This window comes from Oxalobacteraceae sp. CFBP 8761 (assembly GCA_014841595.1).
Taxonomy (GTDB): Bacteria; Pseudomonadota; Gammaproteobacteria; order Burkholderiales; family Burkholderiaceae_D; genus Telluria.
Map to the genome: position 1 here is coordinate 1,186,556 of JACYUE010000001.1, position 22,791 is coordinate 1,209,346.

A 22,791-nucleotide genomic window follows, 5' to 3' on the forward strand; every position below is an offset into this window, starting at 1 on the left:
TTCAGTGCTGCGTCATCGCGCCCGTGCCGACGCTGGAATTTTTCATGTTCTCGCGCTCGACCTCGCTGACGGTGCCGACATTGTTGGCTGTCTGGCCTTTCTTGCGTGGCAGGTAGGTGCCGATCGGGGTGCTGCGTTCTTCTCGCACGCTCGCCGTCTTCGCGCCGTCGGGGGCAGGGCTAACAGGGGCAGGGGTGGTGCAGGCGACCAGCAACAGGGCGGCAGCGCAGGAAGTGATGAGTGATGTCAGCGGAAAGGTCATGGTCGCAGGCTCGGTAGAGTGGCTGTTCGGTATTGACAGCCGCACATCATTCTACGCCGGAAGCCGCGTGCGATATCCTGACAGAATTGACAGGTCAGCGTGGGCGTGACGTCGGCTAGCCGAGATCGACGGCGAGGCCTTCGTAGGCCAGCAGCACCTGCAGCTCGCCCAGGCTGCCGGAGTGGCGCGCCATCACGTCGGCAAACGCCGCCTCGAGTTCATCGTCGCCGCGGGTCGGTTCATGGTGCGTGCAGTACAGCGTGCGTGCGCCAACGCGCAGTGCCATCGCGATGGCGCCGTCAAACGTACCGTGGCCCCAGCCCCGCTTGGACGGGTATTCGTCGCGCGTGTACGAGCAATCGACGATCAGCGCATCCACGCCCGCCATCACGGCGTCCATGCGACGTTCGGCCTCGCGCATCTGCGTCTCGGCCGCTGCGTGCAGCGGGTGCCCGGCCGGATGCGGGTTGTACCAGGGTTCGTGGTCCCCCGTGAAGAACACTGACTTGCCGTTGCAGTCGATGCGGTAGCCGAGGTTGGTCACCGGGTGGTTCGTCACCACGTTCGCCACCAGCGCATCGCCCACCGCGATCGGTTCGCCGATGTTCAGCGTGCAGTACTCGATGGTGGCGCTCATGTCCGTTTCGCCGACGGGGAAATAGCTGTTTTGCAACTGCACGCCCATCACGTGCTCGATGCCACGGCCCGTGATCGGATCGTGCGCGCCATGCAGGCGCACGCGGCTGCCCTTGACGAACAGCGGCGTGAAAAAGGGCAGGCCATGGATGTGATCCCAGTGGCTGTGCGTGATGAAGAGATTGGCGTGCACGGGCGGCCGGGCCAGCAGATGCTGGGCCAGCGGGAACAGGCCGGTGCCGCCATCGAGCACGATCAGCGTGTCGTCATCGGTGCGCACCTCGATGCAGGTCGTGTTGCCGCCATAGCGCGCCGTGCGTGGCCCCGGGGACGGGATCGATCCGCGTACTCCCCAAAAACGAAATTTCATGATGCATTCCCTGCCAGGTCAGAACCGCACAATTCCATACAGCGTAGATCATAGCGAGATTGTAGCTCGCGGGCATCGGTATGAGATAAATGTCTTGTGCATGGTTCAGCGCAGAAGGGTGTGGTGTCATGTGGCGCAACCGTGACGGGCCGACGATGCGCGCCGATTCGATGCGCCACAGCGCGGCCAGCAGATTGTCGATGTCGCCCGCCATCGCGCCCCTAGGACATCGCGCCCATGCGCTCGATCGACGTGGATGGCGGGAAATCCGCGAGCTCGTACATCGGGCGCACCTCGATCTCGGCCGGTGCCCCTGGCCCGTGCGGGTTGGGGAAGCGCCGGCTCCATTCCATGGCTTCCTCGCGCGAGCCGACCTGGATCAGCGTATAGCCGGCGATCAGTTCCCTGGCTTCGGTGAATGGGCCGTCGATGACGCGCCGCTCGTCTCCCTCGTAGCGGATGCGCCAGCCCTGACTGGTGGGCTTCAGGCCGCTACCGTCGAGCAGCACGCCGGCGGCGGCGAGCTCCTGGTTGTAGTCGAGCATGGCGGCGATCAGGGACTCCGGCGGCATGACGCCCGCTTCGGTGTCGGCATTGGCTTTGACGATGATCATGAAACGCATGGTGTTCTCCTGTGATGGGAGTCCGGTGATCGGCCTCCTGACGACGACGAACGGCGCCACCCGCATTCGACAACGGCGGTGCAAAAAAATCAGCGCGCGCACGTCGACCGTGGCCCAGGCGGCGGCCGGGCATTCTCCGATGATGGTGTGATTGAACGTATGGATATGGTAGCGCGATTGATGCACATCGCAGTCACCATCACTGACAGATAACGCTGGCTGCGCCAAAAAAAAAACGCCCGCCGGTAAGGGCGGGCGTTGCGGTACTGCGCCTGCGCGGGGCAGGCGGCACAACGATTACAGCACGTCGCTGGCGTGATCGGCCAGGCGCGAGCGTTCGCCGCGTGCCAGCGTGACATGGCCACCGTGGTTCCAGCCCTTGAAGCGGTCGACCACATAGGTCAGGCCGCTCGAGCCTTCGGTGAGGTATGGCGTGTCGATCTGCGCGATATTACCCAGGCACAGGATCTTGGTGCCAGGACCGGCGCGCGTGACCAGCGTCTTCATCTGCTTGGGCGTCAGGTTCTGCGCTTCGTCGATGATGAGGAACTTGTTGACGAAGGTTCGGCCGCGCATGAAGTTGAGCGACTTGATCTTGATGCGCGAGCGGATCAGGTCTTGCGTTGCCGCGCGACCCCAGTCGCCGGCATCGCCGTCGGACTTCATCAGTACTTCAAGGTTGTCGTCGAATGCGCCCATCCATGGCGACATTTTCTCTTCTTCGGTGCCTGGCAGGAAACCGATGTCTTCACCGACCGGCACCGTCACGCGGGTGACGATGATCTCGTTGTAGAGCTTGGTTTCGAGCACTTGCGCCAGGCCGGCGGCCAGGGCCAGCAGGGTCTTGCCGGTACCGGCCTGACCCAGCAGCGTGACGAAGTCGCACTCCGGATTCATCAACAGGTTCAGTGCGAAGTTCTGCTCGCGGTTGCGCGCGGTGATGCCCCACACATTGTTCTTGTTGTGGCTATAGTCGCGCAGGGTTTGCAGCACGGCGGTCTTGCCGTCGATTTGCTTGACCTGGGCGTACAGCGGCGACTGGCCATCCTTCGGCTCCATGTAGACGAACTGGTTCGCCAGCAGCGTTGGAATCAGCGGACCGGTCACGCGGTAGTAGGTTGCCGAGTTGCCTTGCTTGTTTTCCTGCCACGATTCGACGTCCTTGCCGTGCGTGTCCCAGAAATTGTCCGGCAGCTGGACGATGCCCGAGTACAGCAGGTCGCTGTCTTCCAGCACGTGGTCGTTGAAGTAGTCTTCGGCCGGCAAGCCGATGGCGCGCGCCTTGATGCGCATATTGATGTCTTTCGACACCAGCACGATCGCGCGGCCCGCCTGCTGCTGCTCGAGTGCCCGCACGACGCCCAGGATCTGGTTGTCGGCTTTGCCTTCCGGCAGGCCTTCGGGCAGCGGCGCGCTGGTCAGACGGGTCTGGAACAACAGGCGGCCCTTGGCATCCTTGTTGCCCAGCTTGGACAGCGGAATGCCGGACTCGATCGCGTCGTCGTCGACGTTGGCGATCAAGGCGTCAAGCGTGCGCGAGACCTGGCGTGCATTGCGCGCCACTTCGGACATGCCCTTCTTGTGGTTGTCGAGTTCTTCGAGCGTCATCATCGGCAGATAGACGTCGTGTTCCTCGAAACGGAACAGCGAGCTTGGGTCATGCATCAGCACGTTGGTGTCGAGCACGAACACCTTGGTCAAACCCGAGCGGTCGGCCTTGCGGCTGGTGGACGACTTGACCGGCGCTTCCACTGGCTTCTGCTTGGTGGAATGGAGTTGCTCGGCATCCTGCTCGCGCAGTTTGGCCGTGACGGGCACAGCGTTCGGGGCTTCTGGAGCTGCTTTGGAAACAACTACGGGAGCAGCCTGAGGCTTCGTTTCGGCAACCGGAGCCGCACGCACGGGTGCTTGCGCGGCGGCGAGGGTGTCTTCGGCTTTGCGGCGTGCGCGCGACTTCGGCGTTGGCACGGCTTGACCGCTGATCAGGTCATCGACTTCGGGATCGGGCTTGGCCGAGATCGAACGCACCGGCGAACGACCGGGTTCGGCCTTGGGGTAATCTTTGACCAGCAGCATGGTTGCTGGCTCATTCGGTATTTTTGGCAGTGGCATCAGGTTCTCAATCTAAAAAAAGTCTGGAAGACCGTGCGCGCGCGGGCCACATGGCGCTGGCGCACGAAATGACGCAACTAAACAGGGATAAGGGGAATTGCGGTTGAACTGTTGCAACACGGCCGGGCCGGACAATGCGTCGGCCCGGCGGGCAACCGGGTGAGGGTAGTGCAGATGCAGGACAGGTTGAATTACAGGTCGACTCAAAATAAGTGGCAGCGATCCAGCAGGTTGAACAAACTGGAGCCATCCATTGTCAGGGCTGGCTCTTCAGAAATTCCAGCACTTCAGTCACATGGTCACTGACCTTCACGCCACGCCATTCTTTCACCAATCGGCCTTGAGCGTCAATGACAAACGTACTGCGCTCGACCCCGCGTACTTTCTTGCCATACATGTTCTTCATCTTCATGACGTCGAATTGCGTGCACACGGCTTCATCGGCGTCCGAGATCAGTTCGAACGGCAGGCCAAGCTTGGACTTGAAGTTCTCGTGCGAGCGCAGCGAATCGCGGGACAAGCCGTAGATGTCGGCGCCCAGTGCCTGGAACTCGGGATAGGCTTCGCGAAAAGCAATGCTCTCGGTGGTGCAGCCAGGCGTATTGTCCTTCGGGTAAAAGTACAGCACCGTGTACTTGGCGGGACGGCCGAGCAGTTCGAACGGTTTCTCGCCCGTCATCGGGGCGGTGAAGGGGGCAAAGGTTGCAAGTTGGCTCTCGGCCACGGGTTTCTCCTGACGGTCGCAGCGCAGCTGCAGGGTGACCCTCCCGGCGCGCCATGGCGGGGAGCGGCACCCCATGATAATCCGTCGGTGCTATCCGCCGCTAGTACTCTTGTGGGCAGAATCGCAATATTTACCCGGATTGAAACGTTTGCGGCCCTGTTGAACCGCTGTTGTATCGATTCAGGCGGTGCGTTCGAGGATCAGGGCCAGCGTGACCTTGCGGCCTTCGCCCATCAGCACGTTGTAGGTGCGGCAGGCGGCGCCGTTGTCCATGCTCTCCACGCCGATGTGCCGGCTCGACAGACTGGTGACCAGGCGCGGGTGCACGAAGCGCTGACGTGCGCCGGTGCCGAGGATGACGACGTCCGGCGCATCCTGCGCCAGTTCATCGAAGTGGGCGGCGGTGAGCTGGTCGAAATCGGTCACGTTCCATGGGCGGGGCGGCACCTCGGGCAGCAGCGTCAGGCTGTAGTCGTAACGCTGGGCGTTGATCTCGACGCCGCTGGCATCGACGCCGGTCACGGTCTGGTATTGCTGGGTATTGTCGGAATGGAGCTTCATGGCGATAGGCGAAGTGGACGCTGTTTAGCGGTGACTGTGCGGATGCCTATTGTAACCGGATCGGCAAGGTTGCCTAAACCGTGCGCTTTGGGCAGAATGGTATTTTTGCGCACTGCAACAGTGCAGGCGATTTTCCAGGGGATACTGTGCGACCGATTGCCAAATCGAACAAGCTCGACGACGTCTGCTACGAGATCCGCGGACCAGCCCTGGAGCAGGCGCGCCAGATGGAAGAAGACGGCCAGAAGATCATCAAGCTCAATATCGGCAACCTCGCCGTGTTCGGCTTCGATGCGCCGGACGAGATCGTCAGCGACATGATCCGCAACATGCACGGCGCGGCCGGCTATACGGACAGCAAAGGCATGTTCGCGCCGCGCAAGGCGGTCATGCACTACACGCAAGAGAAGAACATCACCGGCGTGACGATCGACGACATCTACCTGGGCAACGGGGCGTCGGAACTGATCGTCATGTCGATGCAGGGCTTGCTCAACAACGGCGACGAAGTACTGGTGCCGGCGCCCGACTATCCGCTGTGGACTGCCGCCGTCAGCCTGGCCGGCGGCGCACCGCGCCACTATATCTGCGACGAAGGCGCCGGCTGGATGCCCGACATCGCCGACATGCGCAGCAAGATCACCCCGAACACGCGCGCCATCGTCGTCATCAACCCGAACAACCCGACCGGCGCCCTGTATCCGCGCGAAGTGCTGCTCGAGATCATCGAACTGGCGCGCCAGCACCAGCTCATCATCTACGCCGACGAAATCTACGACAAGACGCTGTACGACATGGCCGAGCACGTCTCGATGGCCTCGCTGGCCGACGACGTACTGTTCGTGACGCTGAACGGCCTGTCGAAGAACTACCGCTCGTGCGGCTACCGCGCCGGCTGGATGGTGGTCTCGGGCGAGAAGCGCCATGCCAAGGGCTATATCGACGGCCTGAACATGCTGGCGTCGATGCGCCTGTGCGCCAACGCGCCGGGCCAGTTCGCGATCCAGACCGCGCTCGGCGGCCACCAGAGCATCAATGACCTGGTGGGCCCGGGCGGGCGCCTGCTCCGGCAACGCGATCTCGCCTACAAACTGCTTACCGATATACCGGGCGTGTCCTGCGTGAAGCCAAAAGCTGCGCTTTACATGTTCCCGCGCCTCGATCCGAAGATGTACCCGATCACGGACGACCAGCAGTTCATTTGCGAACTGCTGACCGAGGAAAAAGTGCTGCTGGTGCAAGGCACCGGCTTCAACTGGATCGCCCCGGACCATTTCCGGCTGGTGTTCCTGCCTAATTCCGACGACCTGACCGACGCTTGCGGACGCATTGCGCGCTTCCTCGACGGTTACCGACGGCGCCACGCCTGATCCAGCGCGTTGCGCCCAGACCTCACGAGAAACAGATTTTATGAAACCGATTCAAGTTGGCCTGCTGGGCATCGGCACCGTTGGTGCCGGTACCTTTAATGTACTCAAGCGCAACCAGGAAGACATCCGCCGCCGCGCCGGCCGCGGCATCGAGGTGACGATGGTCGCCGCGCGCAATACCGAGCGCGCACGCAGCGTGACCGGCGATGGCGTGACCGTCGTCAGCGATCCGTTCGCCGTGGTGAACCATCCCGATATCGACATCGTCGTCGAGCTGATCGGTGGCTACGAGCTGTCGCGCGAGCTGGTACTGCAAGCCATTGCCAACGGCAAGCATGTGGTCACTGCCAACAAGGCGCTGGTGGCGCTGCACGGCAACGAGATTTTCGCGGCCGCACAAGAGAAGGGCGTGATCGTCGCGTTCGAAGCGGCCGTGGCCGGCGGCATCCCGATCATCAAGGCGCTGCGCGAAGGCCTGACGGCCAACCGCATCGAATCGGTGGCCGGCATCATCAACGGCACCACCAACTTCATCCTGTCCGAGATGCGCGACAAGGGCCTGGACTTCGCCACCGTGCTGGCCCAGGCGCAGGCGCTGGGCTATGCCGAGGCCGATCCGACCTTCGACATCGAAGGCGTGGACGCCGCGCACAAACTGACGATCATGTCGGCTATTGCCTTCGGCATCCCGGTGCAGTTCGACAAGGCCTACGTGGAAGGCATCAGCCAGTTGCAGGCAGTGGATATCCGCTACGCCGAACAGCTGGGCTACCGCATCAAGCTGCTGGGCATCACCCGCCGCACGACGACTGCCGCCGGCGAAGGCATCGAGCTGCGCGTGCACCCGACCCTGATCCCGGCTGCACGCCTGATCGCCAACGTCGAGGGCGCGATGAACGCCGTGCTGGTGCATGCCGATGCCCTGGGCGTCACGCTGTACTACGGCAAGGGCGCAGGTGCAGAACCGACCGCATCGGCCGTGATCGCCGACCTGGTCGATGTGACGCGCCTGGCGACCGTCGACCCGTCCGGCCGCGTGCCGCACCTGGCGTTCCAGCCGAACCAGATGAGCGACGTGACGATCATGCCGATGGCCGACATCACCACCAGCTACTACCTGCGCGTGCACGTGCAGGACCAGCTGGGCGTGATGGCCGACCTGACGCGCATCCTGGCCGACGGCGGCATCTCGATCGACGCCGTGCTGCAGAAAGAGCCGGGCAACCAGACCAATATCGACATCATCATGCTCACGCATCAGACGCAGGAGAAGAGCATCGATGCGGCAATCGCCAGGATCGAGACGATGCCGGCCGTGATTGGCAAGGTCACGCGGATTCGTCTGGAATCGCTGGGCTAAGCAGCGCAGAACCACAGGGTGGCCGCTTGGCTCAGGGCCACCCGCATCATGCGGGCCGGGTAGTGCCGCGTGAGTAGTACCGCGTGATTCTTCCAAGCTGTTTCGTATCGCCGGTCACGACCTTCGGTATCAGATGCGAATACGCAAGCATGAATATGAGAAACATGCTTTGTTCGGCCGTGCTTGCCGTTGTACATTACGGCATCCTAGTCACCCGAGCCCTCCAGCATGCGCCAACCGAGCCAATTCTCCCTGCTGACCCAGCGCCGTTTCGCGCCCTTTTTCTGGACCCAGTTCCTGGGCGCGTTCAACGATAACCTGTTCAAGACGGCACTCCTGGTCGTGATGACCTACGACGCGCTGAACTGGACGACGCTTGACCCCTCGCTGATCAACAACCTGATCCCCGGCCTGTTCATCCTGCCGTACGTTGTGTTCTCCGCCACGGCCGGCCAGCTCGCCGACAAGTTCGACAAGGCCCGGCTCGCTCGCATCGTCAAGATCGCCGAGATCGCAATCATGCTCGTGGCCGGTATCGGCTGGATGACGCACAATCTGTGGCTGCTCATCGCGGCCGTGATTGGCATGGGCATGCACTCGACGCTGTTCGGGCCCGTCAAGTACGCCTACCTGCCGCAAAACCTGAAGCCCGATGAGCTGGTTGGGGGCAATGGCGTCGTCGAGATGGGGACGTTCGTCGGCATCCTGCTGGGCGAAGTGGCCGGCGCGGTGCTCGTTGGCAGGCCGAACGGCATCATGCTGGTGGCCGGCGCCACGCTGTTCTTCGCCGTACTGGGCCTGCTGGCGAGCTGGCGCATCCCGCCGTCGCCGGCGCCGGTGCCCGAGCTGCGCATCAGCCGCAATATCATTGCCGAGTCGTGGCGCAATCTGGCGTTCTCACGCAAGAACCGCACCGTGTTCCTGTCGATGCTCGGCAACTCGTGGTTCTGGTTCTATGGCGCGCTGCTGCTGGCCCAGTTCCCCGTGTTTTCCAAGGATTACCTGCGCGGTGACCACAGCGTGTTCGTGCTGCTCCTGACCGTGTTCTCGCTCGGCATCGGCGCCGGCTCGCTGCTGTGCGAACGCCTGTCGGGCCACAAGGTCGAGATCGGTCTGGTGCCGTTCGGCTCGATCGGCTTGTCGGTGTTTGGTATCGACCTGTATTTCGCCAGCTCGGGCTTCACTGCTGGCACGGCAATCGTCGACTGGCTGGCGCTGCTGGGCCAGCCGGGCGCCTTGCGCATCCTGTTCGACCTCGTGATGATCGGCGTATTTGGAGGCCTGTTCATCGTGCCGCTGTTCGCGCTGATCCAGACGCGCTGCGACCAGAAACACGTCTCGCGCACGATCGCCGGCATGAACATCCTGAATGCGATCTTCATGGTGGCCTCGGCCGGCGTGGCGATCCTGCTGCTGGGGCAGGGCTTTTCGATTCCGGAACTGTTCCTGACCACGGCGCTGCTCAATGTGGTGGTGGCAATCTACATCTTCTCGCTGGTGCCGGAATTCCTGATGCGCTTCCTGGCCTGGATCCTGATCCATACCGTGTACCGTGTCCGCATGATCGACACCTCGCACATCCCGGCTGACGGCCCGGCGGTGCTGGTCTGCAACCACGTGAGCTACGTCGATGCGATCGTCATCAACGCAGCCAGCCCGCGCCCGATCCGCTTCGTGATGGACCATCGCATCTTCAAGACACCGTTCCTGCGCTGGATTTTCCGCGCCGTCAATGCGATCCCGATCGCGCCAGCCAAGGAGGACCCGTGGACGATGGAAAAGGCCTTTGTCGACATCGCCCACGCGCTGCATGACGGCGAGCTTGTCTGCATCTTCCCGGAAGGGCGCCTGACCAAGACGGGCGAGATGAGCGAGTTCAGAAGCGGCATTACCAAGATCGTCGAACGCAACAAGGTGCCGGTGATCCCGATGGCGCTGCGCGGCCTGTGGGGCAGCTGGTTCACGCGCGACCAGGGCAACCTGTTCGGCCGGCGCATCGCGCGCGGCATGCGCTCGCAACTGTCGCTGGCGGTGGGCACGCCAATTGCACCGGAGCTGGCGACACCGGAATATCTGCAGCAGCAGGTAATGACGTTGCGTGGGGACTGGAAGTAAGCAGAAACAAGCGGAAATCAGCGCCGGGGCATACCGCCGGGATGGGTATGGCAAAAGCGCAAGATTTTTTTTGTGGCTCTGATATAATTATTGACTAGTCGGGGCGTAGCGCAGCCTGGTAGCGTACGTGCATGGGGTGCACGGGGTCGGAGGTTCGAATCCTCTCGCCCCGACCAATAGAATCAACGAGTCAGGCCAGCCGAGAGGTTGGCCTTTTTCGTTTCTGAAGCTTTTCCCTTCCTGCGAAATACTATTGCACAGCATTGGTCGCCGCCGGCGCGCTGTCAGCCGGCCAGCGCACGAACAGTCGGTGTGAGTATGATTTCCCAGGGCTGGCCAAAATGGAAAAGGCTGCTCGATAATGAGCAGCCTGAAGAAATAAATCATGCCAGCGCTATTTGCAGCCGCCAGCCGATAGGTAACAAGCGTTACTTACACGCTGTGCTGTTTCTTGCGACGGTTCATTCCGACACCCAATAAACCGATTCCGAGCAAGGCGACGGATGCAGGCTCAGGAACTTCCGAGACATTGGCGAAAACAAAACTTACATCATTGTAATTAAAGTCACCGCCATTATTCAGATCTTCGAAAGCGACATAGGTCCCGGCGATCATATTTGCATCACCAGCGTAGTTATATGAATAGACATGGTTGACCGAGTCGCTATTCAGGCTGGTTTGGGAATACCACGGCCCAACATTGCCTGGTACAAGATTCTTGAGAACGAATACCAGGACGTCGCCTTGAACAACAGGCCCGAAGTTGAATGAATCACCATATGCCGATGTCTGATTATTCAGTCCATAAACGCCGGTTGCTACACCATTAACAAGCATGGACACTTCATTCGTGTAATTCGCTGTCGAGCCGGCAAAATAGCCCGTTACAATACCGGTGGATGTCGCAACAAATGTATACGGCTGAGCGTTTTGCGTACCTGCAGGTGAATATGGGATTGGCGCTGCCTGAGCGGCACCGCACGTTACCAACGCAGCTGCCACTGACAGTTTAGCAAACATGTTTTTCATTATATTTCCCCAGTTGTTGGATGAGCTTTTTTAGTAAGCAATAACCGGGCCATATCAATAAAATCCTTAGTTAACAACTGCTTGTAAATACACCATTTATAAAATCGGTAGTTGTGTAAATTTTACCGACAAACACAATGAAAATTTATTTCATTTAGTAAATTATGGTTAATTGAATGAATCTTCATGATTGTTTCAACCTGTCGCTATGAGTGTCCCCGGAAAATGAACGTCTGTACCACACTGCGGAAAAGAATGACGGCGGTTCGATTGACGCCGTGGCCAAAGCCCTGCATCGCGCGCAGCCCTGGCCGCTGATGAACCGTCAGCTAGTCCGGTCGAGTTGCCCCAAGCTTTCTCTGTGTCAATTCACGGCACCTTTGCGACGCCATCGCCAAGCCAGTACCGGTCAATGTCTCGCAAGCCCCAATCTGCAGCGTTCTCGCATCCAACGATGGCATCGCGCGCGCCCGGTGCCCCTAGGTCGATCAGCTCCGGCCGGATATAAGTCCGTGCACGGATCGAAAAGAACACCTTGATCTTGGGCAGCAGCAGCGATTTGCCGCAGGGCTGTTCCGCAACGACGCCGAGGCGGCCCGATTGCAGGCGCACCAGCGTGCCTACGGGATAGATGCCGAGGCACTTGACGAAGGCGGCAAACACCGCCTCGTCGAATTGCCCGGCGCGCGCCCATTCGGCCATGCGCCGCAGCGAATCGGCCGGGCACCAGCCGGCCTTGTAGGGTCGGTTCGACGTGATGGCGTCGTACACATCGCAGACTGCGCCCATGCGCGCATACAGGCCCAGATCGTCACCCGACAACCGATGCGGATAGCCCCGACCGTCCGGGCGCTCATGGTGGTGCAGGCATACTTCCAGTGCAACCGGACCGACACCGGGCGAAGCCAGCAGCATGGCGTGGCCCTTGGCCGGATGGCCGCGCACGACGCAAAACTCGTCTTCGGTCAGGCTGCCCGGTTTATTGAGCACCTCGGCCGGGACGGCCATCTTGCCGACATCATGCAGCAGGCCGGCCAGGCCCAGTTCGCGCGCGAGATGGTCGTCGAGACCCAGCTGGCGCGCGAGCGCGATCATCAGCGCGCAGACTGCCACCGAATGCATGTACGTGTAGTTGTCGGCGGTCTTCAGGCGCGCCAGGCCGATCAGTGCGCCGGGGTTGCGCAGCACCGAGGCGGCGATGGATTCGACCATCGGCATGGCGTCGCGCACCTCGACCGCGCAGCCCATGCGCGCCTCGTTGAACATGTCGAACAGGGCGCGCTTCGACTGGTCGAGCAGCACGGCGGCGCGGCCGAGTTCGTCGTCCATCGTGGCGCGTGGAGCAGGGCGGAAGCGAAACACCGTGGCGTCTGCAGTGCCCGGTGCTGCCGGCGCCGTGGCGCTCGCCTCCGGCGCGGGTTCGACATCGAGTCCGCGCTCGGTATCGATCCAGGCTTCGGTGGCGCGACTGGTCGCGATGCGCCCGAGTTGCGCCGCCGATTCGATCAGGAAGGACGATTGCCAGAATGGCGTGTCGATCCACGAGCAGCATAGTTGTTCTACATACATTCCTGGCCGTAACTGCTTGATGGCGACTTTCTTCAGACCGGCACGCGGGACCGGCGGGGCTTGCCGACCACTCCCGATCATGGCACGGCCAGTTGCAGCGCGGCGGCGCGGGTGACGCCCGCAGAACGGCGGGGCGGCGTTGCTGGCATGGACGCTGGCGCTGCACTACGGGCCAGCTTGAACACGGCCAGCGCCTGCACCACCTTGAGCGTTTGTTCCTGCAGGGCGGCGGCGGCGGCGGCCGATTGCTCCACCAGGGCGGCGTTCTGCTGGGTCACGCCGTCCATTTGCGTGACGGCGTCATTGACCTGGCCAATGCCCGCGACCTGTTCGCGCGAAGCGGAGGCGATTTCGTTCATCAGGCCGCTGACCTTGCGCACGGCGGCCTGCACCTGCTGGGTCGTTTCCCCGGCGCGCACGGCGAGGGCGGCGCCGGCCTCGACTTTGCTGATCGAGGCGGCGATCAGTCGCTTGATTTCCTGCGCCGAGTTGTTGCTGCGCTGGGCCAGATTGCGCACTTCGCTGGCGACGACGGCAAACCCGCGCCCCTGCTCGCCCGCACGGGCCGCTTCGACGGCGGCGTTCAGGGCGAGGATATTGGTCTGGAAGGCGATGCCTTCGATGATGCCGATGATGTCGCCGATCTTGCGCGACGCCTCCGAGATCTCGTCCATCGTGGCAATCACTTCGCCGACGATGAGACCACCGCTCACGGCCGTGCCGTCAGCGGCCTCGGCCATGGTGCTGGCCTGGCCAACGCTGGCGCTGTTCTGCTGGACGGTCGATGCCAGTTCTTCCATGCTCGACGCGGTCTCTTCGAGCGCCGAGGCCTGGGACTCGGTACGCCCTGACAGATCCATGTTGCCGGTCGCGATCTCCGCAGTCGCCACGCTGATTTGCTGGAAGTTGGTGCGTACATCGCCCACGATGGATTGCAGGTTGACGCGTAGCTGGTGCATGGCCCGCATCAACTGACCCATTTCGTCTTGCCGGTTGCTGCTGAAATTCACGCTCAGGTCGCCGCCCGCCATGGTCTGGCAAGCCTGTCGCGCTACTTCCATCGGCCGCAGCAGGGTCGCGTGTAACGCGTACCAAAAGTAGAGCAACGACACGCCAGCGGCCCCGGTCAATATGCCGAGCGGGGTTTCGAGGTGGGGAAACCGTACTGCGCCGTCGAGCAGGTGAAAGCCCATCAACAGCAGCAGCATCGCGCACTGGCCCGTCAGATTCAGCGCGATGCGGCGGCGCAGCGTCATATGGGTTGCGGCCGCCAGCCAGCCGCGTAGTCCGGTCGCGCGCACCATGCCTTGCTGAAGACGGATATTACCGGCGGTACCCGCCTTGAGGTTGCGATAGAGTTCGGCAGCCGCCGTGATCTGGGCCCGCGTCGGCTTCGTGCGCACCGACATGTAGCCGACGGCCTTGCCGTTTTCCATGACCGGAGTGGCGTTGGCCATCACCCAGTAGGCGTCGCCGTTCTTGCAACGGTTCTTGACCATGCCCGTCCAGGACCGGCCCGAGCGAATGGTGGCCCACATATCGGCAAACGCCTCGACCGGCATGTCGGGATGGCGCAGGATGTTCTGGGGCGCGCCGATCAGCTCTTCTTCGGTGTAGCCACTGATGGCGATGAAGTACGTGTTCGCGTACGTGATGTTGCCTTGCAAATCCGTGGTTGAGACGATCGTTTCGGTGTCGCTCAGTTCGATCTCGACATCGGTGACCGGAAAATTATTGCGCATGACAGACTCCTGCTGGAAGGCGTGGCGGACATGGCCCACCACCTGTTTAATTCACACCAGCAACAATTTTATGCCATCGGAAAACGAATAACTCAAATAAAACGAATAAATCGATTTATTTTCAGTGCAGTGTTGTGATTTGTCACGACGTATGTCGCCAGATGGCTTCCGTGATGCAACATGGGGGATGATCGGGGTAGCGGCATTGTTGCTGCAATCCGCGCACGTCACCGTTGTATTTTTGCCAGCCAGGTGTAGCATGAGACAGATGATCCGCCTACCCACCGGAACCACCATGCGACGTCGATATGTCGAGTTCGCCATGCTGGCAGCAGCGCTGGTCTTTCTCGGCGCCAGCCTCGCTTATCTGCAGCTGACCGAGGTGGAGCGCCTCGAGAGCAGCGAGCGGGCCCGGTTGCTGTCGCTGACCACGCTGTTGGCCAGCAATATCCAGACCGATCTCGTGGCCACCAATGTGGCGCTCGAGGGTGTAGTGCGCGATTACCTGAGCGCCCCGGATGGCGCCGTTGCCGAGGCAGAATTGGCCGGTCGTCTGTCGGCGCTTGTCGGCGCGATGCCGGGCCTGCGCACGATGATGGTGTTCGACCGCGACGGGCGGGTGCGCGCTGCCAGCCAACACGATTTGTACGGGCACGATTTTTCCCGGCGCGACTATGTGACTGCAGTGCGCCGCGCGCCCAGCAGCCGCACCCTGTACGTGGCCGAGCCGTTCCGCTCGATTCGCGGCGACCAGGTGGTGACGGTTGCGCGCATGGTGCCGGACGCAGCCGGCCGTTTCGCGGGAATGGTGCTCGCCACGCTCGATCCCGAATATTTCACCGGCCAGTTCCGCACAGCGATGTATGCGCCCGACGTCTGGGCCGTGGTGGTCCACGGTGGCGGACGGCAATTGCTGAACTATCCGCCGAAAGGAAAGATCGACGGCACCAACCTGGCGCGCACGGGTACGTTCTACCAGCGCCACCGCAGCAGCGGCCGGGTGGCCAGCGTACTCGAAGGCCGGGTCTACACCACCGGCGGAGAGCGCGTGATGGCCATGGCCACGATTGCGCCAGCAGCGCTGGCGATGGACTATCCGCTCGTGATTGGCCTGAGCCGCGACGCCGCCGCCGTCGCCGCGCCGCTGCGGCGCCAGGCGATGACGCTGGCCGTGCTGTTCGCCGTGCTGGCAACCGGCGCCTGCGGAGCGCTGGCGGTGGTGCAGCGCAGGCGTGCGCAGTGGGCACGCCAGGATGCCGAGCAGGCGCGTGCACGCGCTGCCATGCAGGGCGTGTATGACAGCGAAGCGCGGTTTCGCACGCTGATCGAGGATGCGCCGCTGGCCGTCGCCATCCTGCGGCACGGGCGCTTCATCTATTCCAACCCGCGCTACCGGGCCTTGCATGGCTATGGCGCGACGGACGACCTGACCGGGCTGCGCTGGCGCGCCATGATCACTGCGCCGTCGCTGGCCGGGCTGGCGCAGCACGAGGCATTGATCGAGGCCGATACCCCGGCCGAGCAGCATTTCGAGGCGATCGGCCTGGGCAAATGGGGCTCCTCCGTGCCGGTCTACAAGACCACCGCGCAGGTACGGCTGGCGGACGGCCCGGCGACCCTCGTCTTCGCGCAGGATATCTCGGCGCAAAAGAGCGCCGAGGCCGAGATGCTGCTGGCCCGCGATGCGGCCGAGGCGGCCAGCCGCAGCAAGGCCGAGTTTTTGGCCAATATGAGCCACGAGATCCGCTCGCCGCTCAATGCCGTGCTGGGTTTCGCCTATCTGCTCGAGCAGCGCGCGATCGACGCCGAAGCCCGCAGCATGGTGCGCAACATCCGCGTGTCCGGCCAGTCGCTGCTGGCCATCGTCAATGACATCCTCGACGTGTCGAAGATCGAGGCCGGGCACATGCTCATCGAGACCGCGCCGTTCTGCCTGGGCGAGTTGCTGGAGAAGGTGGCCACCAGTATGCGCATCGGCGCTGCCGGCAAGGACCTGCAGCTGATCGTCGACACGCCGCCGGCCGGCGTCGGCATCCTGCTCGGGGATGCGTTGCGGCTCGAGCAGGTGCTGCTCAATCTCACCGGCAATGCCGTCAAGTTCACACCCAACGGCCAGGTGGCGCTGCACTGCACGTTGCTGCGGCGCGACGGCGACGCCCTGGTGCTCCAGTTCAGCGTGCATGACACCGGCATCGGCATCGACCCGGCCGCCCAGGAGGCCATCTTCTCGCCATTCACCCAGGCCGACAGTTCCACCACGCGGCGCTTCGGTGGCACCGGCCTGGGGCTGACCATCTGCCGTCAGCTGGTTGCACTGATGGGCGGCGCGCTGGTCGTCGACAGCACGCCCGGACGCGGCAGCGTGTTCAGCTTCAGCGTGCCGCTGCAGGTGTCTACCGAAGCCAGTGCTACCGCCGTCTGCGCGGCTGCCACGCCCTCGGGCCAGACTCTGCTCGACGTCTGCGTGCTGGTTGTCGACGACAGCGACATCAATCGCGAGGTGGTCCAGCGCATCCTGCGCGACCAGGGCGCCGAGACGGTCTGCGTCGGCGATGGCCGGCAGGCGCTGGACTGGTTGCTGGCGCATCCTGAGCAGGCTGACGTCGTGTTGATGGACGTGCAGATGCCGGTCATGGACGGCATCGAGGCGACCCGGCAGCTGCGCCGCATGCCGCAGTTCGATGGCCTGCCGGTCATCGCACTGACTGCCGGGGCGTTCAAGGAACAGCAGGAGGCGGCGCTCGAGGCCGGCATGTGCCATGTGCTGAGCAAGCCATTCGATGTGCCGGCGATGCTCGCGCTGATTGCCCGCTTGTGCGGGAGCAAGGGTGGGGGCGAGGGCGGCGGCGCGGGCGCCCTGGCCGGCCCGGCGCCGGCACAGGTCGACGAAGACGCGCTCGACGTGGCTGCCGGACTCGCCCTGTGGCTGGACGGCGCGGCCTACCGCCAGTATCTGGCCCAGTTCCTCGAACTGCATGGCGACAGCGCGGCGCTGATCGGCGCCAGCCTGGCTGCCGGCCGGCCCGGCGAAGCGGCCGCGCTGGCCCACAAACTGGCCGGCGTGGCTGCCAGCCTGGCCCTGCCTGCCACGCGCGTGGCCGCGCACGAGGCCGAGCGGATGCTGTACGCCGCCATGCGCGATCCGGGCGCCGACGGTGTTGCGGTCGACCTGGTGCCATTGACGCAGGTGCTGGCGCAGGCGCGGCGCGCCATCGAGCAGTACCTTGGACCGGCGCCGGCGCCGGTAGCGTCGCCCGTGGCAGCGTCACCGGCGGTGCTGCACGCGCACCTGACCAGTCTGCTCGAAGCGCTTGACGCCGAGGCGCTGGAACAGGCCGAAGCCTGCCTGGCCACACTGGCGCCGCTGCTGCCAGCGGTGACACTCGACCGTGTGTGGAACCCGCTGCGGCGCTTCGATTTCCGCGCCGCCGAGGCCGCCGTGCGCCTTTTGACAGCGTCCGTGCCGGCAACCTTGTAAGCGCCGGGCTGCTGGCCGTCGACAAGGCGGGCAGGGCGGGCAGGGCTTGGCCGCCCCGTCAGCGCAGCGGCTGCGTCCAGCGCCGCACGAGGTCGCCCAGCTGCTCCGCCGTGAACGGCTTGCTCAGGTAATCGTCCATCCCGGCCGCCAGGCAACGTTCACGGTCGCCGTCGATGGCGCTGGCGGTCAGTGCCACCACGGCCATGCGCGGGGCGCCGGTGGCGTGTTCGCGCTGGCGCAGCTGGCGGCAGGCTTCGTAGCCGTCGAGCACCGGCATCATGCAGTCCATCAGCACCAGGTCGTAGGCGCTGGTTTCCAGCGCTGCCAGCGCGACCGCGCCATTCACTGCTTCGTCGACCCGGCAACCGAGCTTTTCAAGCAGGATGCGCAGCAGTTCGCGGTTGATCTCGGTGTCCTCGACGACGAGCACGCGCGGTGTCCCTACGGTGGTCCGCAGGCCGGATGCGCTGACGGTGTCGGGCGCCGGCGTTGGCGCCAGGCTGCACGGTACGACCAGGCGGAAGCAGGCACCGGGCCCGGTGCGCGGGACCAGGTCGATACTGCCACCCATCAGGTCGGCCAGGCGGCGGCAGATGGCCAGCCCCAGGCCGGTGCCGCCATACACGCGGCTGATGGTGTTGTCGGCCTGGCTGAATGGCTGGAACAGGCGCGCTTGCACAGCCGGCTCGATGCCGATGCCGTGATCGCTCACCTGGTACAGCAGCAGCCACCCGCCGCTCTTGTCGGGATCGCGCCGCGCCACCACGGTCAGCTCGATCGGGCCGCCGCCAGCGGGGGTGAACTTGATCGCGTTGCTGAGCAAATTGCCCAGCACCTGGCCGATGCGGTCGGGGTCGGCCATGACGGCCGGTGGCAGCACGCCCGGACGCAGCACGATCTCCAGGCGCTTGCGTTCTGCGCTCATGCGGTACGAGTCGACCCGCTGCGCGGCATGACGCATTGGATCGAATGCCTGCGGCAGCAGTTCCAGGTTGCCGGACTCGACCTTCGAGAAGTCGAGGATGTCGTTGATGGTGCGCAGCAGCTCGAGCACGCTCTGGTGCACGGTGCGTGCATACGTGTCCAGCGGTGCCGGCAATCCGGCGCCGAACAGCAGTTCGGACATGCCGACAATCCCGTTCATCGGGGTGCGGATCTCGTGGCTCATCATCGCCAGGAAACGCGACTTGGCCTGGTTGGCCGCATCGGCTTGGGCCTTGAGCGCAAGCGCCTCAACTGCATCGCGCTCGCGCTGGCGCACGATGCGCAGCACCGTGCCAAAGGCCAGCGCCACGCCCAGCATGCCGGTCATCGCAATGGCGCCCAGCGGACGCAGATTGCGCCACCAGTCGCTGGTCAACAACGCTTCGGGCACGGATGCCTCGATCACCAGCGGATGGTTGCGTACGGGACGCTGCGCCACCATGCGCGCCTCGGCATCCGTGGCAGCGGCTGCTGGCGGCCGGCCGATGGCGGCGTCACGCTGCGGCCAGGAGGCCAGCAGAACCTGGTCGCTCGACAACAGCGAGATCGCCGCCTGCTGCCCGGGGCTGACGGAACGGAAGAAGTCGGTGAACGAGGCGCACGAGATGCCTACCACCGCCACGCCCGCGAAGCGGCCATCGGGCGTTTCGCGACGGCGGCTCAGGTAGAACGTCCAGGCCCCGTTGATCTTGTTGCGTACCGGACGGCTGACGTAGGGGGCGGGGTCGCGGTGCGCGCGGTGATAGACGAAATAATCGCGCTCGGCCAGGTTGATGACCGGCGTTGGCCAGGCGCGTGTGGAACTGAGCAGCGCGCCGTCGGCGCCGATGATGCTGGCCACGGCCACCTGGGGCAGGCCGCTGATCTTGTCGCTCATGGTGCGATAGAGCGCTTCGCTCCCCAGCGCCGGATCGCCGTCGTCGGCCGGCAGCGCGGCCAGGATGCTGTCGAGCGCCAGGCTGGACGAGGCCATCGATTGCGCGGTGCTCTCGGCCAGCGCCAGCGTCAGGTTGTCGAGATCGCTGGCCCAATCGTCGATTTCGCGAAAGTGCAATACCCAGGCTGAACCGGCCAGCGCGAGTGTGAGCAGCAGAACCAGGCCCGCGCAGATCATGGCGCTGACGGTACGTGTGTCCAGGCGCTGCAGTCGCTGCAGGCGCCCCCACCGTGGCACGTCGTTCATTGATGTGTCCGCACTCACCCATGCCCTCCGTCGGAATTGGTCGGCAGCCTGCGCGGGGTTCAGCGTGTGGCATGGAAAACGGCGGATCACGCGCTCGTGCCGGCTCGCCTGACAGACAACGAGTCTACATCAAAACCTTAAAATTCGTTAATTTAATTTATTTGAATTTAAAGTAATGAATATGGGGATTGCGAGGCGGGCGGGTGTCCTTTACACCGGCGCCGGCTTGCGGACGCGCTGCGCGACGTTCGCGCGCAGATAGCCGCGCAGCTCGTCGTAATTGATTGGTTTGGGGAAGAACACGCCGCCTGCCGGGACGCCGCCGCGGGCTGCAAGCTCGTCGGCAGGCAGCCCGGACAGGATGGCAATGCTGACGTCGGCCAGTTCCGGGTCGGTCATGACGGTGCGCACCACTTCGAAGCCGTCGATGCCCTCCATGACGATGTCGGCCAGCAGGATGTCGGGCGGGCGGCGGGCGATCTGCAGGAGCGCCTGGTAGCCGTTTTCGCAGAAGATGAAATCCGCTGGCAAGTCCCAGGCCGTAAACTGACGCTGGTACAGGGCGCGTTGGATGGCGTTATCCTCGATCACGAGAATGGTCGCGCGCCCGCTGGCTTCGCGCCCCATGCTTCCGGCCAGCTTGTTCTTGTAGTCCAGTACTGCCTTGAGTGGAATCCGGCGGTGCCCGCCCTGGGTCTTCCAGGCATCCAGCACGCCTGTTTCCACCAGCTGCTGCACTAGCGACACCGAGATACCGAGCATCTGCGCCGCCACCTGCGTGGTGCATACCTCGTCGGACGTTACCGCACTTTGCTTAGTTGCCACCTGAACCGCTCCCGCACTATCCGTTGCTTCAATGAGAATTCATTGAATTCGTTTTAATTGCTTGTATTGTATCGTACCGGCGCATGACCCATCAGCGCCCAAGTGCACTGGCAGGCGCGCAGTGCTTATAGAAGAAGGTCGTTGCACACAGCGGGCCGTCGGGCAGACAGGCGAAGTCAGGGACGCTGCCGGCGCGCTGCCAGCCCGACCGTGCATACAGGCGTTCGGCGGTGCTGTCAGCCGTGTCGAGTACCAGCACGCTGCGCCCTTGCGTACGCGCGGCTTCTTCGACTGCCTCCATCAACCGTCGGCCGATGCCTGCGCCACGTGCCTGGCGCCGCACCAGCAGCTTGGCCACATCCGCCCGATGTTGCTGATTGTCCGGCATGGCGGTAATCAGCTGGACGGTGCCGAGAATGCCAGCCTTGTCCTGCGCCACGATCAGCGTGCGCTCGCCGCGCTCCACGCCGCCTGCGATGTCGTGCCAGTAGTCCAGCGCCGTCGTGCGCGACAGCGGCAGCATGAAGCTGACCGATGCGCCGCCTTCGACGCAGTCGATCAGGACATCGGCCAGTTGCTCGCTGCAGGCGTGGGCGTCGGCATGTGAAAGGGTGCGCAGCGTGATGTCATGGGGCATGAGGGTTCTCCTGGAGATCGTTGTGATGTGCCGGCCAGGTCCGGCAGTGATTCAGTCGATCGTTGTCGCTCCCGGCGCCTGCCCGGCAACCAGTGTACGTGACCCGGCATGGGGACGGCCATCAATCGGGATATTGATGAAGAACGTCGTCCCGCGGTCGCTGTTGCTGTCGAGGCCGATACTGCCGCCGTGGCTTTCGGCCACAGCGCGCACATAGGGCAGGCCGATCCCCCAGCCTTGCGGATCGCCGCGCTGGGCCAGTTCGGCGCGGCGGTACATCTGGAAGATGCATTCCTGCTCGTGCGGCGGAATCGGCGGGCCGTCGTTGTGCACCGACACGAGCAGGCGTTCGTGGAGCTGGTCGACCTTGACGCTGATCGGCGTGGCAGGCGCCCCGTATTTCACGGCGTTGGAGACCAGATTCTCGAGCGCCCGCTTGAATACCTGACGATCCCACCAGCCATCGACAGGATGCGCATGCAGCTCGAAACGGGACCCGTGCGCGGTGCGTGCGTCGGCCAGCACCTCGGCCACGAGTTCGTCCATCGGAAAGGTCGTGATGGTCAGCGGAATGCTTTCGCCACTGTGAAACGCCATCGTATCGAGCAATTCGTCGACCATGCTGCTCATGCGCCGGGTATTGGCCAGCGCTCTGGCGGCCACCTTCTTGATCTGGTCCGGGTCATCGCTGCGCAGAATGAGTTCGAGTGCACTGACCGTGGCGCCCAGCGGGCCGCGCATATCGTGCGTGAGTGCTGCGGCGAAGCGTTCCCGGAAGCCGCTGTGCACGAGAGAGAACGCTTCGACGGCCTCTTGAATGCCGGAATCGATCGATGAGTGGATCGTGTGGACTTCACGGTGATCGAGCACGACTTGTTCGCGGTGCAGCACATCGAAGATGGCCCAGCGGAAGATCTGGTACTCCTCGATCAGCGCATTGTGATCGTACGACGTGATGCGCGCGCGCTCGCCGCCATGCTCGGCCGCGACCGTGGTGCCGTCGACGGCGGAGGTACGCGGATAGTCGGGGCTGATGCTCTGGACGATATTGTCGTAGAACACCGGCAGCGTATCGATCAGGATCGGATGCTGGACATTGCGCGCCTGCGCAACGCGTTCGCGCACGCGTGCTTCCCATGTCGCGAAAACCGCCCCGCGCAGGCCCAGCATCCGCTGTGCATTGGCCGAGAGATGCTCGGAACCGGCTTGCT

17 protein-coding genes and 1 tRNA gene are annotated in these 22,791 nt (G+C 63.5%); 5 read left to right on the plus strand and 13 right to left on the minus strand.

Annotated elements, in window-relative coordinates; all coding sequences use genetic code 11:
• Position 1 precedes the first annotated feature (1 nt).
• The 6 genes from IFU00_05215 to IFU00_05240 form a co-directional block, all read right to left on the minus strand.
• Positions 2-262, minus strand: coding sequence for a hypothetical protein (locus IFU00_05215; GenBank protein ID MBD8541685.1), 261 nt, complete (start codon positions 260-262; stop codon positions 2-4).
• A 115-nt stretch (positions 263-377) separates the two neighbouring features.
• On the minus strand, positions 378-1,268 hold the full coding sequence (locus IFU00_05220) for an MBL fold metallo-hydrolase (protein MBD8541686.1): 891 nt from the start codon (positions 1,266-1,268) through the stop codon (positions 378-380).
• Between the two features lie 221 nt (positions 1,269-1,489).
• On the minus strand, positions 1,490-1,891 hold the full coding sequence (locus IFU00_05225) for a YciI family protein (protein ID MBD8541687.1): 402 nt from the start codon (positions 1,889-1,891) through the stop codon (positions 1,490-1,492).
• 297 nt (positions 1,892-2,188) lie between these two features.
• On the minus strand, positions 2,189-4,003 hold the full coding sequence (locus tag IFU00_05230) for a PhoH family protein (GenBank protein ID MBD8541688.1): 1,815 nt from the start codon (positions 4,001-4,003) through the stop codon (positions 2,189-2,191).
• A 256-nt stretch (positions 4,004-4,259) separates the two neighbouring features.
• A complete protein-coding gene (locus tag IFU00_05235; GenBank protein MBD8541689.1) occupies positions 4,260-4,682 on the minus strand; it encodes a peroxiredoxin in 423 nt (140 codons plus the stop codon).
• A gap of 225 nt (positions 4,683-4,907) precedes the next feature.
• Positions 4,908-5,288: an Mth938-like domain-containing protein gene (locus IFU00_05240; protein MBD8541690.1), complete on the minus strand. Its 381-nt coding sequence runs from the start codon at positions 5,286-5,288 to the stop codon at positions 4,908-4,910.
• Between the two features lie 146 nt (positions 5,289-5,434).
• Here IFU00_05240 and IFU00_05245 point away from each other — a divergent pair, with 146 nt between their 5' ends.
• From IFU00_05245 to IFU00_05260, 4 genes are all read left to right on the plus strand, one after another.
• Positions 5,435-6,658: a pyridoxal phosphate-dependent aminotransferase gene (locus IFU00_05245; GenBank protein MBD8541691.1), complete on the plus strand. Its 1,224-nt coding sequence runs from the start codon at positions 5,435-5,437 to the stop codon at positions 6,656-6,658.
• Between the two features lie 40 nt (positions 6,659-6,698).
• Positions 6,699-8,018: a homoserine dehydrogenase gene (locus tag IFU00_05250; GenBank protein ID MBD8541692.1), complete on the plus strand. Its 1,320-nt coding sequence runs from the start codon at positions 6,699-6,701 to the stop codon at positions 8,016-8,018.
• Between the two features lie 228 nt (positions 8,019-8,246).
• Positions 8,247-10,133: an MFS transporter gene (locus IFU00_05255; protein ID MBD8541693.1), complete on the plus strand. Its 1,887-nt coding sequence runs from the start codon at positions 8,247-8,249 to the stop codon at positions 10,131-10,133.
• 99 nt (positions 10,134-10,232) lie between these two features.
• Positions 10,233-10,309 (plus strand) — tRNA-Pro (locus IFU00_05260).
• Positions 10,310-10,565: 256 nt separating this feature from the next.
• On the opposite strand, the gene IFU00_05265 is transcribed toward IFU00_05260, so the two are convergent.
• From IFU00_05265 to IFU00_05275, 3 genes are all read right to left on the minus strand, one after another.
• The gene (locus IFU00_05265) at positions 10,566-11,162 is read right to left on the minus strand and encodes a DUF4114 domain-containing protein (protein ID MBD8541694.1); all 597 of its coding nucleotides are present in this window, start codon (positions 11,160-11,162) and stop codon (positions 10,566-10,568) included.
• Between the two features lie 369 nt (positions 11,163-11,531).
• On the minus strand, positions 11,532-12,812 hold the full coding sequence (locus IFU00_05270) for an HD-GYP domain-containing protein (GenBank protein MBD8541695.1): 1,281 nt from the start codon (positions 12,810-12,812) through the stop codon (positions 11,532-11,534).
• Positions 12,809-14,473 (minus strand): PAS domain S-box protein, encoded by a 1,665-nt coding sequence (locus IFU00_05275; protein ID MBD8541696.1) that lies wholly within the window; start codon positions 14,471-14,473, stop codon positions 12,809-12,811. Before IFU00_05275 ends, IFU00_05270 begins: the two co-directional genes overlap by 4 nt.
• A 295-nt stretch (positions 14,474-14,768) precedes the next feature.
• Here IFU00_05275 and IFU00_05280 point away from each other — a divergent pair, with 295 nt between their 5' ends.
• Positions 14,769-17,951 carry a response regulator gene (locus IFU00_05280; protein ID MBD8541697.1) on the plus strand — a complete coding sequence of 1,061 codons (3,183 nt, stop codon included), beginning with the start codon at positions 14,769-14,771 and terminating at the stop codon, positions 17,949-17,951.
• 58 nt (positions 17,952-18,009) lie between these two features.
• On the opposite strand, the gene IFU00_05285 is transcribed toward IFU00_05280, so the two are convergent.
• The 4 genes from IFU00_05285 to IFU00_05300 all read right to left on the minus strand — a co-directional run bounded on the left by IFU00_05285 (position 18,010) and on the right by IFU00_05300 (position 22,750).
• Entirely contained in the window at positions 18,010-20,118 is a 2,109-nt protein-coding gene (locus tag IFU00_05285; GenBank protein MBD8541698.1) for a response regulator, read from the minus strand.
• 210 nt (positions 20,119-20,328) lie between these two features.
• Positions 20,329-20,880 carry a response regulator gene (locus IFU00_05290; GenBank protein ID MBD8541699.1) on the minus strand — a complete coding sequence of 184 codons (552 nt, stop codon included), beginning with the start codon at positions 20,878-20,880 and terminating at the stop codon, positions 20,329-20,331.
• A 154-nt stretch (positions 20,881-21,034) separates the two neighbouring features.
• Positions 21,035-21,580, minus strand: a complete 546-nt coding sequence (locus tag IFU00_05295) for a GNAT family N-acetyltransferase (protein ID MBD8541700.1) — start codon at positions 21,578-21,580, stop codon at positions 21,035-21,037.
• 51 nt (positions 21,581-21,631) lie between these two features.
• Complete coding sequence (locus IFU00_05300; protein ID MBD8541701.1) at positions 21,632-22,750, minus strand: HAMP domain-containing histidine kinase; 1,119 nt, start codon at positions 22,748-22,750, stop codon at positions 21,632-21,634.
• Between the last annotated feature and the right edge of the window lie 41 nt (positions 22,751-22,791).

Excerpts from the sequence above, each read along its gene's own strand:
- IFU00_05215 (MBD8541685.1), bottom strand. The coding sequence starts at position 262 with ATGACCTTTCCGCTGACATCACTCATCACTTCCTGCGCTGCCGCCCTG.
- IFU00_05220 (MBD8541686.1), bottom strand. The coding sequence starts at position 1,268 with ATGAAATTTCGTTTTTGGGGAGTACGCGGATCGATCCCGTCCCCGGGG.
- IFU00_05225 (MBD8541687.1), bottom strand. The coding sequence starts at position 1,891 with ATGCGTTTCATGATCATCGTCAAAGCCAATGCCGACACCGAAGCGGGC.
- IFU00_05230 (MBD8541688.1), bottom strand. The coding sequence starts at position 4,003 with ATGCCACTGCCAAAAATACCGAATGAGCCAGCAACCATGCTGCTGGTC.
- IFU00_05235 (MBD8541689.1), bottom strand. The coding sequence starts at position 4,682 with ATGACGGGCGAGAAACCGTTCGAACTGCTCGGCCGTCCCGCCAAGTAC.
- IFU00_05240 (MBD8541690.1), bottom strand. The coding sequence starts at position 5,288 with ATGAAGCTCCATTCCGACAATACCCAGCAATACCAGACCGTGACCGGC.
- IFU00_05250 (MBD8541692.1), top strand. The coding sequence starts at position 6,699 with ATGAAACCGATTCAAGTTGGCCTGCTGGGCATCGGCACCGTTGGTGCC.
- IFU00_05255 (MBD8541693.1), top strand. The coding sequence starts at position 8,247 with ATGCGCCAACCGAGCCAATTCTCCCTGCTGACCCAGCGCCGTTTCGCG.
- IFU00_05265 (MBD8541694.1), bottom strand. The coding sequence starts at position 11,162 with ATGAAAAACATGTTTGCTAAACTGTCAGTGGCAGCTGCGTTGGTAACG.
- IFU00_05270 (MBD8541695.1), bottom strand. The coding sequence starts at position 12,812 with ATGATCGGGAGTGGTCGGCAAGCCCCGCCGGTCCCGCGTGCCGGTCTG.
- IFU00_05275 (MBD8541696.1), bottom strand. The coding sequence starts at position 14,473 with ATGCGCAATAATTTTCCGGTCACCGATGTCGAGATCGAACTGAGCGAC.
- IFU00_05280 (MBD8541697.1), top strand. The coding sequence starts at position 14,769 with ATGCGACGTCGATATGTCGAGTTCGCCATGCTGGCAGCAGCGCTGGTC.
- IFU00_05285 (MBD8541698.1), bottom strand. The coding sequence starts at position 20,118 with ATGAACGACGTGCCACGGTGGGGGCGCCTGCAGCGACTGCAGCGCCTG.
- IFU00_05290 (MBD8541699.1), bottom strand. The coding sequence starts at position 20,880 with ATGCTCGGTATCTCGGTGTCGCTAGTGCAGCAGCTGGTGGAAACAGGC.
- IFU00_05295 (MBD8541700.1), bottom strand. The coding sequence starts at position 21,580 with ATGCCCCATGACATCACGCTGCGCACCCTTTCACATGCCGACGCCCAC.
- IFU00_05300 (MBD8541701.1), bottom strand. The coding sequence starts at position 22,750 with ATGCTGGGCCTGCGCGGGGCGGTTTTCGCGACATGGGAAGCACGCGTG.